This is a genomic window from Microcoleus sp. B5-D4 (assembly GCF_036705145.1).
Classification (GTDB): Bacteria; Cyanobacteriota; Cyanobacteriia; order Cyanobacteriales; family Microcoleaceae; genus Microcoleus.
The window spans coordinates 1-16,279 of the sequence record NZ_JAUBTV010000046.1 but is presented as its reverse complement, the minus strand read 5'-3'; the positions used below and the strand labels follow the sequence as shown (position 1 = coordinate 16,279).

Sequence of the window (16,279 nt, the reverse complement as noted above, 5' to 3'; positions counted from 1 at the left end):
GCTGAATTTAGCCTGAGAGCGTACCCCTAACTTAAAGATTCAATATTGGCCTGTTTATATGGCATATTACCATGCTTTTGCTCCGCTAACACGCCCTAAAAATAGAGACTTTACGTAAGTCCTATATTCTTGATAAAGCTGATACTAGGGGCAAAAAAGTATTCACCGCCTTTCATGGTAACCCACAGGCTAAAGTCATATTGTTCGGTTTCCGCTTCCCCCCACTTTTTCGGCCATTTCTGAGTTCCTATGGGTTGACCAGATGCCTTACCGCTAACCTGACCAATCAGCGGATCAGGCCCCACATTGATTTGGCAGAAGTTTTTTTGATTAGCCCATGCTGATTGCATAAAATTGAATTGATTTTCAATATCAGCTTGAAAGCACAAAAAGAGCAATCCTGACCCTGTTTCAGGTTCCTTTGTAAGGTCATCTTCTCCATAACTAAGGCCCCGACGAGCGATGCGATGCCGCCTTTCTAATTGTAAGGAATCTTCGTAACTAACCGAAGATTCTATACGTCCTGTATCTCCTCGCGGGTTACTTTTACGGAGGTGAGAGTGGAAAGGACACTTTGTTCCTTGTGTATCATCACTGTAATCGAAGTCGTTGAGGGTATCCAACGGTCGTATCGGGTTTGCATACAGAGGTTGATCTTTGAGAGTGAGTGGCGTTCCATCGAAGAACCGACCAACAACCATCGCACCAGCTAAATCGTCAGTTATATTTAGTTTGTTAGCTAGGTTTCGCTGGTCTTCACGAAATCCTTTGACATTTTGTTCGAGTTGGCGAAACACTAAATAACTGCCGTAACTGTCTTCTGTTTTACCGTTGCGGTCTTTAACTAAGATCAGATCGAGAGACGCTCTCGGGTCCCATTTGGTGAAGTCACAGCCCTTTTCTTTGGTTAATTCAATTTCCCGTTTTAGAAATAAAGGTTGACTGATATTATCAACAAAGCCAAAATGCTCAACAAATTGTCCTCGATAATTTTTGAGAATAAAACCATCTTGTCGGTTAACAATTTCGGCAACCTGACGTATGTCTTGCATCGCTTTGTTAACTTTTTGTAGTAACTCTACTAAGCTATCATCTGCCATTACTACTAAGGCATGAATGTCAGCTTGATATCCTAGTTCCCATTCCTTAAAAGGTGGATCGCCTAACGAATTCTGAATAGCTGAATTTTTCATACCGGAACGAAAAGGTTGATCATTAGGGATTTTCGCTGGAGGAATTCGCAGATACTCATAACCCTTACGTGATAAAAAGAAGTTGCTAAATACACCGCCATTGATGTGATCTTCTCTATACCGACGTGCGCTATCTGCCTGCTGGCTAGCAGATTTTACATACTTCTGGGCAAAATCTCGAATCCACTGCTTTGCCATATCTGTTTGCTCTAGCTTGAATTGCAAAAACAGATACACGCTATAATCTCGTCCGTGAGAGTTGAGGATGTTGCCCTGTAAATCTTCAAGTAATTCTTTATATTTACCAGGATTATCTGGGTCAATGCCTTCGCCATTTCCAGGTAGGCTTTGCAAATCTTCGTCTGTTAGTGTCATTGTATTGACTCCCTTATTCTAGAGTTTAGAGCGGACTGTTGCTGCGATGCCGATCTCGCAATAGATAACAAATTTTGAAGAGGTTTAGAGCTTACGTAAAGAAATCAGATTTCTCGCCTCGTCAAGCGTAAGCTCTAATGTTTTTAAGCCGCTTCTAGCTTCACCATCTTGGCGTGGGAAGGTTTGCCTACATCATTGAGGTAGAACATCATGTAGTACCCTGGTGGGTAAAGATGGGGATTTGTTGGTGCTTTAAAGTCGATTTCCGACTGCTCCCCCAGAGCTATTTTTTCTATCGGTAACTCAACCAATCGCTGCCCAAAATCGAAAGAATGTGTTTCTGCACCCAGTTTAACCAAGACTAAAGAACCATTTTTGGTAGCCTCCTTAACTGATATCTTGTCCAATTGACTATATTTGAGAATGCTAGGAGCTTCTACAATTTCAGGTCTAGAACCAGGTTTGAATAGGTAGGGGGGACTAAAGATTTCAGCTTGCCAAATTTCAGCAGGTACAAAGGGTTCTGTGTCACCCTTAGCAAAATAAATTTGAGGAGATTTGTAATACTCTTCCAGGCTAAACTGTTTAGCCTGACCCGATTTGTCGGTTAGCTGTGCTAGGACGAAGTTATTTGCCGCATCTCGCCCGATGTCAACGTGAAGAGTTCCATCTTTTTCCCGTGCTACCCGATTACCATTACCACCAATCGTTAAAACACGAGCGTCTGGTAACAAGATAGCTCCATTATGATAAAGTCTGGGTAGTTTGGCTGAATTCATTGACTTGATGCTGTAGCCTCCTGGCTCCTGTGAATTAGGAGTCATGAGTACAGGCTCATAGATAGGCTTGTATTCTGGATATTCACCACCATTGGCTACTAAAATTTCCTTGCTGGGTAGAATCACTGCTTCCACATTGGCGCGAGGTTTGTCTAGAAACTTCTCTACAGTTTCCCACTTGCCGTTCTTTTCTTTGCTTTGTTCGGGAGACACCCAACGCTGTAAACTAGAGGCAACTTTAGATCCTGGATAGTTATCTGTTTTACCTCCACGTCCAAAATTAATATCATTAGTACCAATCATCCCAGCGATTAGTAATACATCTTCAGAGTTGGGAACTTGAATGGCAGTTCCGTAAGCTTTAGAAGTTTCAAATCTTTCAGGCCCAACTTCAAAGCTGACAGATAATTTACCCGCTGCGTCTTCATGGACGGACATTAAATAGCTTTTCTTGCTTTTACTTTGAACTAAAACATTAGCAATGCCAGCTTCATCCCCAGTAATCAAAAGTCTACCGTCAGCAGTTGGAAAAACTCTAGGATAGAGGTCAATGCTATCGTAACCATCAGCCCCTTCGATGTAGGTGTTGAAGGGACTGTTATCGATTGCTGTAAGGTCTATATAGTGAAATTTTCCAGTTTTAGGGTCGTAAATTTCAATACTGGGGTTAATTTGGTTGGGGGCATTAATTTTTAGACCTGAAAAAATTACGATTTTGCCATCGGCTAGGGAGACTAAAGTTGGATACCAACGCCCCTCTTTAAGTTGACCCGCAGGCGACCACTTGCCTGTTTGCCAATTATAAATATTGGCTTGCCTAGAGCCTGTAAATCGTCCGCCAGGGTAATAGCGTCCAGTTCCACTAATAAAAAGGACGTTGCCATCGTCTAGTTGCAAATGACCAGCACAAAATAAATCGTTACTCTCCGCATATTGCATTGCAGGTGGAGAAGGAATGCGCTCAAATTGCTGGGTTTTAGGATCGAAAAGGGAGGCATTATTAATAGCATCATAGTCTCCTGCTCCCACCCCTTCTATAAAGACATCTTCTCCTTTGTCATTCTTAGTTAGGGTGTTCCGAAAGCTGCTGCCGTTAACGCTCAAAACCTTTCCATTGGGAAGGAGTACGGTATGAACAGACTGCATCCGGCTTTCTGGAGGAGCCATTGGGATGGTTTCCCATTCTCCCATTTCTTCTTTAGAACCGACTAGGGGAGATGCGATCGCCTGCTTCCATCCACAGATGGTAAAAGTTGCAGTTAAAATCAAAACAAGAAAAAGCGAGATAAGGGTAGTTCTTTTAATTGATTTGTTGAGTATCATAGTTGCCTTTTGTCGAATTTTCCGAAATCCTGAAAAACCTGCTTGATTTAGGAAACTCTAGTTCCAGGTCTTGCTCAGTAATCTCAGGCTCTCAGTTGCGCTCAATGTTGTAGAACTGTTTTACTAAAAATTCAACAACATTGAGTGATAGTTAATGAACTGGCAACCCTGAACTCACGAGTGTTCAGAGTGCTTGTCACTCCCTTCTAACCTAATTACTGATCTAGCGAACTAATGTAGTCTGTCAACGTTTTTATGTTCTCTTTATAGGAAGATTCATCGTCCAAGAAACTATGGCTACTATATACAACAAACTTGAATGGTAGCTCTCGTTCGCCCAAAAAAGTAACACATCTGTCCGGCTTAAATGTATCTGTCTTAGCCAGATCAGGAAAGCAGTTGCGCCAAGAGAAATAGAACTGTTTTACTCAAAGTTGTATAACAGTTCTATTTCTACTGTTTGGAGGTTATTTGATTTAATTCCTTTCGTGTGACGACGATCGCCTCTCTGGCAATGTCGTAGGCACTTGGGTATTGATTCTCAGGATCTTCTCCAGGTATCCAAAACTTGCGTCGAGTCAGACGAATGGAGTTAAGAAACTCTGGGATAGCATTAAAAATCTCAATTGCCATGGGTCCCTTATAGACTTGGAGAATAGGTTTAAACAGCGACTCCCAAGGAATCCAACTTGTATGCACAGCTCCTCGATCCGGATGAGAAACTTGGACGTAATGAAGCCGCCCCTCATCTGCAAGCCAATTTACTTGTTCTTCAAAAATCTCAGGTCCGTCACCATCAAGTATTTCGTGAGAACTATCAATCACAACACCAACTTGTTTGCTGTCAACTTTCTTAAGAAACTCAATTAATTGTGATAACTTGTTAGGACCTGGAGTTTCCCAGTGAGTTACTGGCTCGATCGCCAATTTGACGTTTTTATCCTCTGCATATAGACCTAACTCATTTAGGATCGGTTGCGCGTTAGTATAGCGAACTGCAAGATCATTTTGGAGTTGGTCACTCCACAGGGAATTATTGAAGTATCCGTAAGGTACAATTAGCGGACCCATCATAATTTCACCCCGTAGCGCCGCAGTGATGTCAACCCGAGCCTTAAGATACTCCAAGGCTTCTTTCTGTACCTCTGGGGAAGGTGAACTCGGATCGAATCTCGGAGTAGTACCAACGTTTGTTGTAATTTGTACATCACTCAATCCTTCATCGTCCATAGCACGACGCAGGTTGGCGTAATTCTCAATTTCTTGTGGGTAATCTTTAGGCTCCCCTGGCGCGATCGGAAACTCAAAGCCAGTGTAACCGAATTTCTTCAGCTCTTTCATGTGCTGAATGACAACTTTCCTATACTCGGAGTCATGAGGTTTCAGATTAGTTGTAAACATGAAAAAACTAAGATAGATATCCTTGGGAACAAACATCTTGTCACTCCTGTTAGAATTACTTCGTGTTGTATATATCATCCAATAATCAGCGCGCGTTTTGAAAGAAGAATCATTATTGATGCTGAACTTTTTACTAAACGCGCCCCGACACTCTACCGCTCATTTTTTTAGGTAAAGCTTAGCCTTACAAAGGCTTTACATTCCAAATCTGGCGAGCAATCTTCCAGATGTCTTCCTCTTTTTTCATTAACCATAGTGCTCGAAATTTGACTTCCTTAGATGCACTGCCATCTTTCGGGTGAATCGTTGCTTGAGATATACCGACGACATAACCAAAATCGCCCATCACTTCGATTTCTTCAGCGACGAAGATTGGATCGATATCTTGCTCAGCGATCTGAGCGGCAAAGGCTTCAACAATCTCAGGAACTCCCAGCCGATCGGGTTGATCGGGTGGCATCCAGACAGCCGCTTCGGTGTACATCTCTGCATAACCCTGTAGATCGCATGACCTAACATTTGCTGCATAGACTTCTTCAAATATCTCTCTGATCTGGTCTTTATCGTTATTCATAGCTAAACTCCGGTTGAGGAACTGTAGATTTTCACGAGAGGAACTACCCAGACCTAATTGGTTGAGGTCTGGGTTGCTGTTGTTGCTACAAACCAGTCACTTCGCGTAGATAACTGCGAGCAATTACCGCATCTTTCAAAGGATTAGTGTTATGAGGGTCTTGTTCTGCCTCCACCATCAGCCATCCTTTATACTTAGCTTTAGCAAGCTCTTGTAAAATTGGCTGAAAATCAATTGCGCCCTTTGAATCTCCCGGAACGGTAAATATCCCTGCGCGGATCGAATCTAAAAAGCTACGACCCGTTTTTTTAGATGCGTCTAAAACTGACTGACGAATATTTTTCAAGTGAACGTGTTCGATCCGATCGGCATATTTTTGAGTGACGGCCAGCGGATCGACTCCTGCGTAGTACAAATGACCAGTATCGAGCAGCAGCTTAACAGTTTCAGGATCTGTACCGCTCATTAAGCGATCGATATCAGCGAAGTCTTCTACTCCCGTACCAATATGGGGATGATAGACCAACTGCATACTTTGGCCCTTGGCTCTTTCACCAAGGTCATTCAGCCCTTCTAATAAATCCGACCATTGCTGGTCACTAAAATGCGGTCTGTTAGTTAAAGGGTCCACACCTGGGACTTGTTGATGAACGGCACCCCCCAATTCAGCTACCACAATCTTTGTACCACCCATGTCCTTCATGAATGCTACTTGTTTATCGAATTCTTCAATAGTTTCCTTCCCCTGCCCTTCCTGAGTAAAGTGAGTTCCGACCCAAGGTTCAGAAATTACCACGTTACGAAGTGCTAACTCGCTTTTTAAAACATCTTTCTCCTCTGGATATTTTGGATATTTAGGTGACATTTGCGTCCCTACGAAGCCAGATAGCGCTATTTCACTGAGAATCTGCTGGTAAGGGATCCGAGGGGTAAGATCGATAGAAAGATCGTCACTATTACTCCAACCTGTTGGCGTAATACCAAACTTCACTTTTGTGCGATCGAATGTTGGGTTTAAGCTCCCAGGATATGAAGGGGGAACCAGAGATACCAGGATCGAATTGTTTCCCGTTGTAGCAGCCGTGGCGGGAAGCGTTAAGCTAGTTATCCCAAAGATTAAGACAACTAACAGCACGGATAGATGACGAATAGCTCTCATTTGCTCGAAAATTCGATATTTTTTCATCTTGCGCTCATTTTTGGTCAACATGACTTAGGATTCCTAGTCTGTGAAGTGGAGTTACTGAAATTCTTGTTCCCTACATCGGCAAAGAGTTAGGGATGAGACGAAGAAAATGCTTAAAGGATAGATTTAGGTACACTGGCGAAGATGGTTTTCAAATCTTCTTCCCCCTCGTCATGAAAAGAATCCTTAAGGACTCATATCTCATTGAGAAGCGCCAAATCGGGAGACATTTCCATTATAAGTAGTCCCGTCAGGCATCAGCGAATTCAACAGATCTGCTGCCTTAAAATTAGTGCCCGTTAGAGTAGCATTTGATAACTTTGTATTTCTCATCTTGCTACTGGAAAAATCTGCATCTACTAATATGGATCTAGAAAGAATTGCTCCTTGTAACTTTGCATTTTTCACCACAGCATTAGACAAATTTGCATCAGAAATAACGGCAGAGGTTAAATCCGACTCCGTTAAATTTGCCCTCGTTAAATTTGCTTTAATCATGAGGGAATTATACAAATCTGCATTAGAAAGATTAGCGTCTGTTAAGTTAGCCTCGGACAACTTACTACCCATCAGTGTAGCGCCGGATAGATTGGCTCCGGTTAAAGTAGCTTTTTCAAGGTTTATCTCAACGAGTAGGGAACCGGAGAGATTGGCGTTGGATAGATTTGCCCCAGTGAGTAATGCGCCATATAAATCTTGATTCGATAGATCCAGTCCCGATAGATCGCAGCTAGCACAGGCGTTCTTCAAACGCAACAGCTCGTAATCTGTCCCAACGAAAGCGTTAGCGGGAGCACTAAAAATCGTTAAGCTAAGGAGAATCGACAAGGCAATAGTAGAAAGTCTACGAAACCAAGAGGCAATATTCATGTTCAAGGTTAAAATTAGAAAGGGTGGGCTATTGTGTCCGGCTCAAAGATAAAATTTTTAGAGGTTAACTGAGGCATGGTGCCAGGTCATTAGCCGCTAGGCCGAATGACTCTTAGCCTCTACTAAGGTGACTGAAGGGGGTTCGCTCCAAGTTGCATATCCGGGACCTTTTGCGCCCGGTGGGTTAACACCAATCGTAGGCCATAAGAGTCCTTCTGGATAGGCTTGTGGACTCGGAATAAAGGTTTTATCGTTTTCTGGGCTCCCAAAAACCTCCCGCCAATCTTTTGGCATTTCATACCAGGTAGCCACATACCAAAGCTTAATGATATTGCGGGCGATCGGTCCTAATTTTTCAGACCCCAGAATTTCAGAACGAAGCCCGTTAGTCAAGATAGACTCGTCATTGTTGTTTTGTGCTTCGAGATCGAGGCGATGAAAGGTTTGTAATAATTCCCCGAACATATCTTGACCAATGATATCCCGAATGGTGCCAAAGTAAAGAGAAGCTTGTCCGGTTCCCTGTAGATGAAACCGCGAAAAACCCGTTAACACCACTGAGAAATCGAGAAAATACTCCATAAAATCAGGTGCATTAATATCCATCAGTTGTTTACCTCCACAAAAATTTTCTAGCAGCAAGTGCGTTCTAAGTTTTCTAGCACTAAGTCATCGAGCATCAGCAAAAGTCTTGCTATTGATAAGCGATACCGTGTGGTGATGTCCTAATCTTTGAGCGTAGTGCTAGAAATCCGTCAAAGACTTTGAGGAAAAATAGGGGTGAGAAATGGATCTCTATTAGTCTAATCGGAAGATAGGAGCGGCATGAACCCCATCCATACCGGGGATAGGATTACGAATTAGATTAGTAGCTTGTTCCTTAAGCCGGAACATTCCCCCGACTGCGGGAATCAAAGCTTCAGGATGTCCATCAAAAGCGAATTCAAGGTCTGCGAGGAATTTACTGTAGGCGGACTGGAATTCTTTAGCTGCCGCATACACTTCTGTGCCTTCAGGATAATCGCTAAGTCTGGCATTGTTCTTCAGCGGATAAACTGCGTCCCAATCTACCTTAAAAGACGCACCAGTTGGATGACCCGGATGATCTGACTGTTCCGGATCATCGTTGTCGATCACATAGTAGCGTTGTAATTTGAGTTGTTGAAAACGATAGTAATGACCTAGTTCTCGTTCTGCGTCATAGATAGCGTCGCCTCTTGACCCCTCTCCCTGCTCTTGAATCATTTTTAAGGCCCGGATTGCTGAACGCAGATCCCTCACGGGGATAATGTCGCCACCACCGTTATAGTAGTATTGTGGGGTGATTTGTCGCTGAGGAGCGCCACAAAACAGAGCATCACCCATCTGTTTATGCAGCGCATAGAGACCACGAACGATCTCTGCATAGAATAACCCAATGCTGTAGAAAGTATCGGACGGATTACCATTCTGAATCGTCAAAAAGTGAGAATGCTCTTGTCTGGGTCGAGACACGACTAAGGGCTTGTCTTCTTCGACTTCTTCGGCCCGTTCAATTTTAATGAAAGTCTCAACTGTCTCTGGGGAAAACTTGCTTAAACCCACTTTAAAATCGGTCGCTCCCGTGGGTAGACCTGTTGGATATTGGGGAACAAAATCGGGCGCTGTTAGGGTGGATTTCATATTTCCGCCCACCGCATTAAAAATATTGGCGATGAGGGTTAGGTGTAGCATTTCTTCTACAGCAACCGCGCGGATAATATGAAAAGCCTCTAAGTTAGTTCCAGGTTTGAGGGAGTAAAGTGCAGTGATGTATGGAGGAATGGTTGCGTGTTCTAGCTTCAGGGCTTGTTTGAGGTAGTAATGCAAATGTTCTACCTCTGTAATCAGTTCATAACCGTCGTTTGTACTTTCGTCTGTGGTCATAATACCTCTGGTGGCAATGTGTTCTCGATTTTTTCAGGACTACGACGCTAATTGCAAAGCGGGAGACTGTAAATCCTCAAGCATCTTTTCCGTAGCCCTAAAAGTCAGTGCGGCAATGGTCAAGGTTGTATTTGAACTCCCAATCGTTGGCATACTTCCTGCACCGACTAGGAAGAGATTGTTATGATCCCAAGAACGTAGATGTGAATCAACAACTGAGTTGTGTTGATTTGTTCCCATGATATGAGTTCCAGAAAAGTGGTTTCCCCCTCGGTAGAAGAAACCTTCGCCCTCAAATTTAAAATAAGCGGGGTCTGAAGGATCGTAGTGGGTATAATCTTCAGCTCCCAAACGCTGGAAAATTACACGAGAGAGTTTTCGGGTGTAGGCAAGGGTTCGGATACTGTAGTCGGGGAGATTAAAGTTAATAACGGGACGATAATTACCCAGTTGATCCGTGTAATTTGAATCGATGGTGACTCGGTTACTGTACTCCGGAAGTAATTCGCACATGAAAGCCAGCAGCAGTTGTCGTGAAATGCGACTAATCAATGTCTGGCGCAGGTCTTGTCCATATTTGTTTTTGTTGTCAATTGCATCAGTGACTTCAGTGGAGGGCGATCCCGTTGCCCATCCCCAACCATCATTGTGAATATCTACCGCGAAGGCGGATTGTTGGCTACGAAACTCGCCTTTACGAAAGGTTCCAATTCCTGATGTAACAATAGGTCCTCGCATAGTGCCGGTCACTTCAGGCATCAAAGCCCAAGCTAACGTAAAGGGGTGATCCATGAGATGGTGGCCTATCATTCCACTGGTGTTAGGCAGGTCAGAAGCGAGCATCAGCCGAGCATTTTCGATCGCATTAGCCGCTAAGACAAATAAAGCACCCTTGGCGAGTCCTACCGTGTGTTTAGGAGAATGGGGGTCTTCATAACGCTTATAGTGAATGGCAGTGACATTACCAGTTTCGGGATCTATTTCTACTTTAAAAGCCACCGCTTGGGAGAGTAAATGAACCCGATCGGTTTGGAAGGCCTTAATTAAAGTTCTGCGAGCATCATATTTTGCTTGAGCTGGACAAATAGGAACACAGTTGGCGTTCCCCTGGCAACGTTCCCCATACTGAACCGGACTGGTACTGCTAACGCCTTCGGGAACAAAGAGATTACCCTGATCGTAGTCAGCGTATTTAGGATTCGGTACACCATTGCGACCTTGAGGAAAAGTCGAGAAGTTTAACTCGTAAGGCTTGCCATAGAGTTCTACTTTAGTCCCCTCAACTTTCTCAATAACTTTCTGATCCAAGTAAGAGGGGGGCATCTTTTCCATCGGGAAAACATAGCCAGGCTCAAATGGAAGGCCTAGTTTTTCTTGCTCCTCTACGTCCCCAGAAACCCCAATTTCGTACTCTGCTTTACGGTAGTAAGGCATCAGATCTTCATAGTTAATCGGCCAGTCCAACCCTTGTCCGTACAGAGTCTGTAATTTGAAATCCTCCGGTAACATCCGGGGGGTTTTCGCTTCCCAGTGCATCGTTGTTCCACCAGGAACTCTTGTATAAGACCCACTAAGTCTCATAGGGCCTTTTTCTACAAAATAGTGATCGTCATCCGTGGGGCTTAGAGCATTGGGATTTTTGGGATAGGGAGCGTTTGGGTTTTTCGCTGTCGCACCGTAGAAGGTGTCAATGTAACTTTGAAAGCCTGCAAGGGTTAAATCCTTAGCTTCTCCTGCCTCCAGGATTAAAACCCTTTTTCCTTGTTGACTCAATTCTTTAGCAACAATAGCTCCAGCAACACCAGATCCTACGATGACAGCATCATAAAACGTTTTAGAGACAGTCTCACAATCAACGGATAGTACGTGCTCCGGAATTGGACTCATTGCTTACTCCTTAAAAATTACTCTTTGACATGGATTAATGGGGGAATACCTTCAGAGCAGGGGAGAAATTTTGCTTCAAATTTATCATTAGTGAAGATTCCTTCACCGCTTAGAGGTCGTAAACACTGACCTGCTTTTGGTTGGGCTGTTAGCCACTTGTCCAAAAAAGTCTATAGAGTACAGGTGTCATAAAGTTTAGGAACAGACTCATCTGGTTATGTTTAGTTCTCTTGATTAGTAGGTTGATTGGAAAGGCTATCAAAGTTCTTATTTTCCCTAGCCTATTTTCCGCGATGTTGGGGGATTTAAACAATCCCCCCCGTCCAGCCTATTTAAGGTTTTGCATCTTCCTGCTTTGGTTGAGCGTTTTCTCCCAACTGCTGAATTAGATTGGCCACTACCCCAGTCCAGCCAGTTTGATGGCTGGCACCAACTCCAGCACCATTATCTCCATGAAAATATTCATAGAAAAGAATCAAATCGCGCCAGTACGGGTCGTTTTGAAATTTGTCTGACCCGCCATAAACAGGTCGCCAATCATTGGAGGAGGAGGATTGCGAGGGATTGGAACCGGTTTTTTTAAGAAAAATACTGGTTAGCCGATGAGATAACTCCATCGATACTTCCCAGAGGTTCATCTCTTTGATTTCCCCATTGGCGGTGGAACACTTAACTTTTATTTCATCTCCCCAGTAAGAATAAAATTTCTGGAGGGACTCAATAAGCAGGAAATTCACAGGCATCCAAATCGGGCCGCGCCAATTGGAATTTCCACCAAACATCGGATACTTGGATTCGGCGGGTTCATATTCCACGCGATGTTCCTGACCTTGCACACGTAATACATAAGGATTCTTTTCGTGGTATTTTGACAAACCACGGATCCCGTAATCGCTCAAGAATTCGGTTGAATCCAACATTTTACTCAAAATTTGTTGCAACCGCTCTTTATTCACCAGAGACAAATATAAGTCTTTTTCTACTGGGGCGTTCTCGGTTTGGTTCTGCGAGGAAAGAAGTTCGATGTTTTGGTGTGTTAAAAGCTGGGGGCGATTTTTAACGAACCAATTCATGCGAACTTGGAAATCGGAATTTAAGTATTTATTCACGATTTCTTTATCAATGGTTTCTACAGCAAAGAGCGGAATTAAGCCTACTAGCGATCGCACTTTCATTGAGAGTGCACCCGAACTGTCAGCACCCTCTACCTTACCCGGAGGAGCGTTCAAGATGTCGTAGTAAAATTTGTCTTGATCGTCCCATATATCGATATTGTTGCCACCCACTTTATTCATCGCATCCGCTATCAACAGGAAATGCTGAAAATATTTTGAGGCCATATCTTCGTAGTTGTTTCTCGCCGATTTGGTCACCAGGGTCAGATAAGTTGAGATCAACTCTTCATCTTTTTGCTCTTTAACTATACCTTCATATTTGTGGCGGAGCTCTTCATAAATTCTCGCTAAATCCTTGTCTTTTTTGGCTAGTTCCGTCGCAATCTTTAGCATATTCAGGCAGAACATTGCCATCCAACTCGTCCCATCTGACTGCTCAATACTCGTGCCTTCAATCGGAATTTTGCTTCTGTCAATTACCCCAATGTTGTCTAATCCTAAGAATCCCCCTTGGAAGATATTTTTTCCCTCTGCATCCTTCCGGTTGACCCACCAGGTAAAATAGAGAGATAACTTTTGAAAAACATCTTCCAGAAAATTTGTATCGCCTTGACCATAGATCTTTTCTTCGAGTTTGTAAACGCGCCATGCAGCCCAAGCATGAACGGGCGGATTTACATCCCCAAATGCCCACTCATAGGCAGCCATTTGACCGTTAGGATGCATATACCATTCCCGCGTGAATAAATAGAGTTGCTTCTTTGCAAACTCTGGATCGATCAGGGCAAAAGGAACGGTATGAAATGCTAAATCCCACGCAGCAAACCAAGGATATTCCCATTTATCGGGCATCGAGATAATATCCTCATTAAATAAATGAGTCCACTCGTGGTTTCTGCCGGATTTACGATTTTCGGGTGGCTTCGGCTGACTTGGATCGCCATTGAGCCAGTCGGATACTATATAGTGATAGAATTGCTTGCTCCATAACATCCCCGCAAAAGCTTGTCGCTGCACGGAACGCATATCCTCGGAAATTGGATGTGGACAAACAGCCTGATAAAATTCATCAGCTTCCTGCTTTCGCTGGCGGAAGATGTCCTCAAATTCATTACCGAATGGGGAATCTAAACCTTCTCTGCTACTGAGGCGTAAGCGCACAATTTTGGTTTCCCCAGGCGGGACGATTAATTCATAATGTGCTGATGCTTTTGTTCCTACCTGATTGGGATTTACTGTCTTTTTATCACCTTTAGACAGAATATAATCGTTAATGCCATCTTTGACATAGGACGAATTTTTACCCCAGCCCAATCTTTCTTTATTAGTCTCGTTTTCTGTATACAGGAGTTCTTTGGGCGCTTCACAATACAGCCATCTTTTCCCTAAGCCTTCATTGTTACACAAAACTTCTATTACGCTTAAGTCTGGTTCTGACTTAACGGTCTTTAAGGATTTATCTTCTTTGTTCTGATTTGGATATCCCCAAGACCAAGTATTGCGAAACAAAAGGGTTGGCAAAAGATGTAGCGTTGCTTGTTCTTGACTACGATTGCTAACCGAAATTTCGATCAGGATATCTTCTGATGATTTTTTGGCGTACTTTACCAAAACATCAAAGTAGCGATTCTCATCAAAAATACCTGTATCCATTAGCTCGTATTCCGGCGCTGCTTTGTTGACGGATTTCCGGTGCCGATTTTCCGCAATTAACTTTTCATAAGGAAAAGCTTCTTGGGGGTATTTATACAGACAGCTCATGTAAGAATGAGTGGGGGTATTGTCCGTATAAAAGTAATATTCTTTGACATCTTCTCCGTGATTACCTTCGGAGCCTGTTAAACCAAATAGCCTTTCTTTGATGATGGAATCTTTTTCATTCCACATGGCGATCGCAAAACAAATATGCTGGTGATTATCGGAAATGCCAGCAATACCATCCTCACCCCAACGATAGGCGCGAGAACGAGATTGATCGTGGGTAAAATAGTCCCAAGTACGATCGGGATTATCGCCGTAATCTTCCCGCACCGTTCCCCACTGGCGATCGCTCACATACGGCCCCCACTTCTTCCAAAGTGCTTCCTTATTCTGGCGTTCTTCTGCTAATCTTTTTCCTTCGGCTGTCTGTTGAATTGAGGTCATGGCTTTTTTGGGTGGTGTAATGCTTGCTGATATTGATTTAGTTTTTCGGCGCTGCTGAATCAAAATATGAGTTTGCCTGTAGGGGTAATTCTAAGTGCTTACCCCGTCAGCGGTGGATCACCCACGGGGGGATTGAGCCTACAACAAATTTCCAACCCAATTCAGCAACGCCGGTTGACGATATATTTACAATTATTTACCATCTAGATATCGTGGGTTGACTGTCCCTATCTCTCTCCTATCATAGCTTCAGGCCACTGTCATAGTAAAGTCGGAAAAGTCGGATCGTAAAGTCGGAAAAGTCGGATCTTGCATAATCTCTCAAACTCAGGTCACGTTAATATCGGCAAAAAATAGTTACACGCTTATATCACACCTTGTCTCTTAGGGACTACCAAATAAAAAAAACGTCCAAAATCAAGCGGTACTGTAAACAATATGTAAGGATTCAGAGGGTGGGTATTGACAAGTGTGATACTGGAAAGTAGAATATAGCAATTATGAAAAAAAACCTGCCACCAAAACTCAACAGTGAGTAAGGATTCAGGTCTGAAAAAGGGGAATGAGCTCAGGCCGAGCCAAGTCACAAGAATGGGCAGAAATAGCCTCACGGAAAAAAGCCATTACTGAACGAGCTTGAAAACGACAGGTTTGAATCACACTAAGTAGATTAGCAGTTTCCTCAAATCGTTTCATCGAACGAGAGCCGCCCGAAACTTTCCGCTTAGTTACAGCTAGCCGTAGGGAACGTTCGGCTTTATTATTATCCGGAGGAACCGAGGGGTCAGTGAGAAAATACCACCATTGTTCTGCCTTATCCCGTAAGGATTTTAGTAACAGACAGAAGAGCATAACCAACTTGGTTCAACCAAGTGGCAAGGGCTTTATTCAATCGTATTTTGAAATCAGTTGCCCAGGAGTCGTAGGTGAGTTTATCCTTCGTGTTTCGCTCCCGACTCATGGGATCTAAAAGCTTCATCAATTAATGACAGAAATATTTGAGCGACTGCTGCATTATTGTTGCCAGGAAGTTCCAACACTTTCTTGAAATGCCGTCGTAAATGGGCTAGACACTTCTGTTGGGCTGCGATATTCCCGCCATTATAAACGCTGAAATCATCTGAGCTTAAAACCCCAGCAAATTCTGTGCCCAGCATGGTTTCTAGTTCCACACGTCCCCTGGTATCTGCGGCATGAAATAAACAGAATCCTTCGATACTCGCCGTCCATAGCCATTCTTTGACTCCCATGACACACTCTTAGGGTTTCATCTACATGAACGTTTGATTGTAAAGGTGCCCATTCCCACAGTGCTTTGATAGCTGGCTTTACTGCTGCTGCTACTCGTTGATTGGTTTTTTGCAATGTTCCTACTCCCACTTCAATCCTGCCGAGTTCCCACAAAAGCTCAGTCAGCTTGGAGTAGGAAAGATGCCCATAATTACCTAGCCAGACTAATAGTGCTTGCAGATTAACACTTAAGTCTTGTCCTGGAACCACTCCCGCTTGGTGGTTCTCCTCTAACT

The 16,279-nt window shown here is 43.5% G+C and carries 12 protein-coding genes; all 12 read right to left on the bottom strand.

Annotated elements, in window-relative coordinates; genetic code table 11:
- Window positions 1-110: 110 nt before the first annotated feature.
- The 12 genes from QUB10_RS20535 to QUB10_RS20480 all read right to left on the bottom strand — a co-directional run bounded on the left by QUB10_RS20535 (window position 111) and on the right by QUB10_RS20480 (window position 16,003).
- Window positions 111-1,568: a Dyp-type peroxidase gene (locus tag QUB10_RS20535; RefSeq protein ID WP_333205069.1), complete on the bottom strand. Its 1,458-nt coding sequence runs from the start codon at window positions 1,566-1,568 to the stop codon at window positions 111-113.
- Between the two features lie 143 nt (window positions 1,569-1,711).
- Window positions 1,712-3,616 carry a galactose oxidase early set domain-containing protein gene (locus QUB10_RS20530; protein ID WP_333205067.1) on the bottom strand — a complete coding sequence of 635 codons (1,905 nt, stop codon included), beginning with the start codon at window positions 3,614-3,616 and terminating at the stop codon, window positions 1,712-1,714.
- A 507-nt stretch (window positions 3,617-4,123) separates the two neighbouring features.
- Window positions 4,124-5,107: a sugar phosphate isomerase/epimerase family protein gene (locus tag QUB10_RS20525; protein WP_333205065.1), complete on the bottom strand. Its 984-nt coding sequence runs from the start codon at window positions 5,105-5,107 to the stop codon at window positions 4,124-4,126.
- Between the two features lie 148 nt (window positions 5,108-5,255).
- The gene (locus QUB10_RS20520) at window positions 5,256-5,645 is read right to left on the bottom strand and encodes an SgcJ/EcaC family oxidoreductase (RefSeq protein WP_333205063.1); all 390 of its coding nucleotides are present in this window, start codon (window positions 5,643-5,645) and stop codon (window positions 5,256-5,258) included.
- Window positions 5,646-5,730: 85 nt separating this feature from the next.
- Window positions 5,731-6,855, bottom strand: a complete 1,125-nt coding sequence (iolE, locus tag QUB10_RS20515) for a myo-inosose-2 dehydratase (protein ID WP_333205061.1) — start codon at window positions 6,853-6,855, stop codon at window positions 5,731-5,733.
- A 177-nt stretch (window positions 6,856-7,032) separates the two neighbouring features.
- Window positions 7,033-7,701: a pentapeptide repeat-containing protein gene (locus QUB10_RS20510; protein WP_333205058.1), complete on the bottom strand. Its 669-nt coding sequence runs from the start codon at window positions 7,699-7,701 to the stop codon at window positions 7,033-7,035.
- Window positions 7,702-7,797: 96 nt separating this feature from the next.
- Window positions 7,798-8,307, bottom strand: a complete 510-nt coding sequence (locus QUB10_RS20505; protein ID WP_333205056.1) for a hypothetical protein — start codon at window positions 8,305-8,307, stop codon at window positions 7,798-7,800.
- 192 nt (window positions 8,308-8,499) lie between these two features.
- Entirely contained in the window at window positions 8,500-9,606 is a 1,107-nt protein-coding gene (locus QUB10_RS20500) for a ferritin-like protein (protein WP_333205054.1), read from the bottom strand.
- Between the two features lie 39 nt (window positions 9,607-9,645).
- Window positions 9,646-11,493 carry a GMC family oxidoreductase gene (locus QUB10_RS20495; RefSeq protein WP_333205052.1) on the bottom strand — a complete coding sequence of 616 codons (1,848 nt, stop codon included), beginning with the start codon at window positions 11,491-11,493 and terminating at the stop codon, window positions 9,646-9,648.
- Between the two features lie 332 nt (window positions 11,494-11,825).
- Window positions 11,826-14,753 (bottom strand): MGH1-like glycoside hydrolase domain-containing protein, encoded by a 2,928-nt coding sequence (locus QUB10_RS20490; RefSeq protein WP_333205050.1) that lies wholly within the window; start codon window positions 14,751-14,753, stop codon window positions 11,826-11,828.
- A 543-nt stretch (window positions 14,754-15,296) separates the two neighbouring features.
- The gene (locus tag QUB10_RS20485) at window positions 15,297-15,605 is read right to left on the bottom strand and encodes an IS66 family transposase (RefSeq protein WP_445300781.1); all 309 of its coding nucleotides are present in this window, start codon (window positions 15,603-15,605) and stop codon (window positions 15,297-15,299) included.
- Window positions 15,606-15,685: 80 nt separating this feature from the next.
- On the bottom strand, window positions 15,686-16,003 hold the full coding sequence (locus QUB10_RS20480; RefSeq protein ID WP_333205048.1) for an IS66 family transposase: 318 nt from the start codon (window positions 16,001-16,003) through the stop codon (window positions 15,686-15,688).
- Window positions 16,004-16,279 lie beyond the last annotated feature (276 nt).

What these genes read in the sequence shown, in the direction of transcription:
- iolE (WP_333205061.1), bottom strand. Translation starts at nt 6,855, where the DNA reads ATGTTGACCAAAAATGAGCGCAAGATGAAAAAATATCGAATTTTCGAG.
- QUB10_RS20505 (WP_333205056.1), bottom strand. Translation starts at nt 8,307, where the DNA reads ATGGATATTAATGCACCTGATTTTATGGAGTATTTTCTCGATTTCTCA.
- QUB10_RS20495 (WP_333205052.1), bottom strand. Translation starts at nt 11,493, where the DNA reads ATGAGTCCAATTCCGGAGCACGTACTATCCGTTGATTGTGAGACTGTC.
- QUB10_RS20535 (WP_333205069.1), bottom strand. Translation starts at nt 1,568, where the DNA reads ATGACACTAACAGACGAAGATTTGCAAAGCCTACCTGGAAATGGCGAA.
- QUB10_RS20520 (WP_333205063.1), bottom strand. Translation starts at nt 5,645, where the DNA reads ATGAATAACGATAAAGACCAGATCAGAGAGATATTTGAAGAAGTCTAT.
- QUB10_RS20510 (WP_333205058.1), bottom strand. Translation starts at nt 7,701, where the DNA reads ATGAATATTGCCTCTTGGTTTCGTAGACTTTCTACTATTGCCTTGTCG.
- QUB10_RS20525 (WP_333205065.1), bottom strand. Translation starts at nt 5,107, where the DNA reads ATGTTTGTTCCCAAGGATATCTATCTTAGTTTTTTCATGTTTACAACT.
- QUB10_RS20485 (WP_445300781.1), bottom strand. Translation starts at nt 15,605, where the DNA reads ATGCTCTTCTGTCTGTTACTAAAATCCTTACGGGATAAGGCAGAACAA.
- QUB10_RS20500 (WP_333205054.1), bottom strand. Translation starts at nt 9,606, where the DNA reads ATGACCACAGACGAAAGTACAAACGACGGTTATGAACTGATTACAGAG.
- QUB10_RS20490 (WP_333205050.1), bottom strand. Translation starts at nt 14,753, where the DNA reads ATGACCTCAATTCAACAGACAGCCGAAGGAAAAAGATTAGCAGAAGAA.
- QUB10_RS20480 (WP_333205048.1), bottom strand. Translation starts at nt 16,003, where the DNA reads ATGGGAGTCAAAGAATGGCTATGGACGGCGAGTATCGAAGGATTCTGT.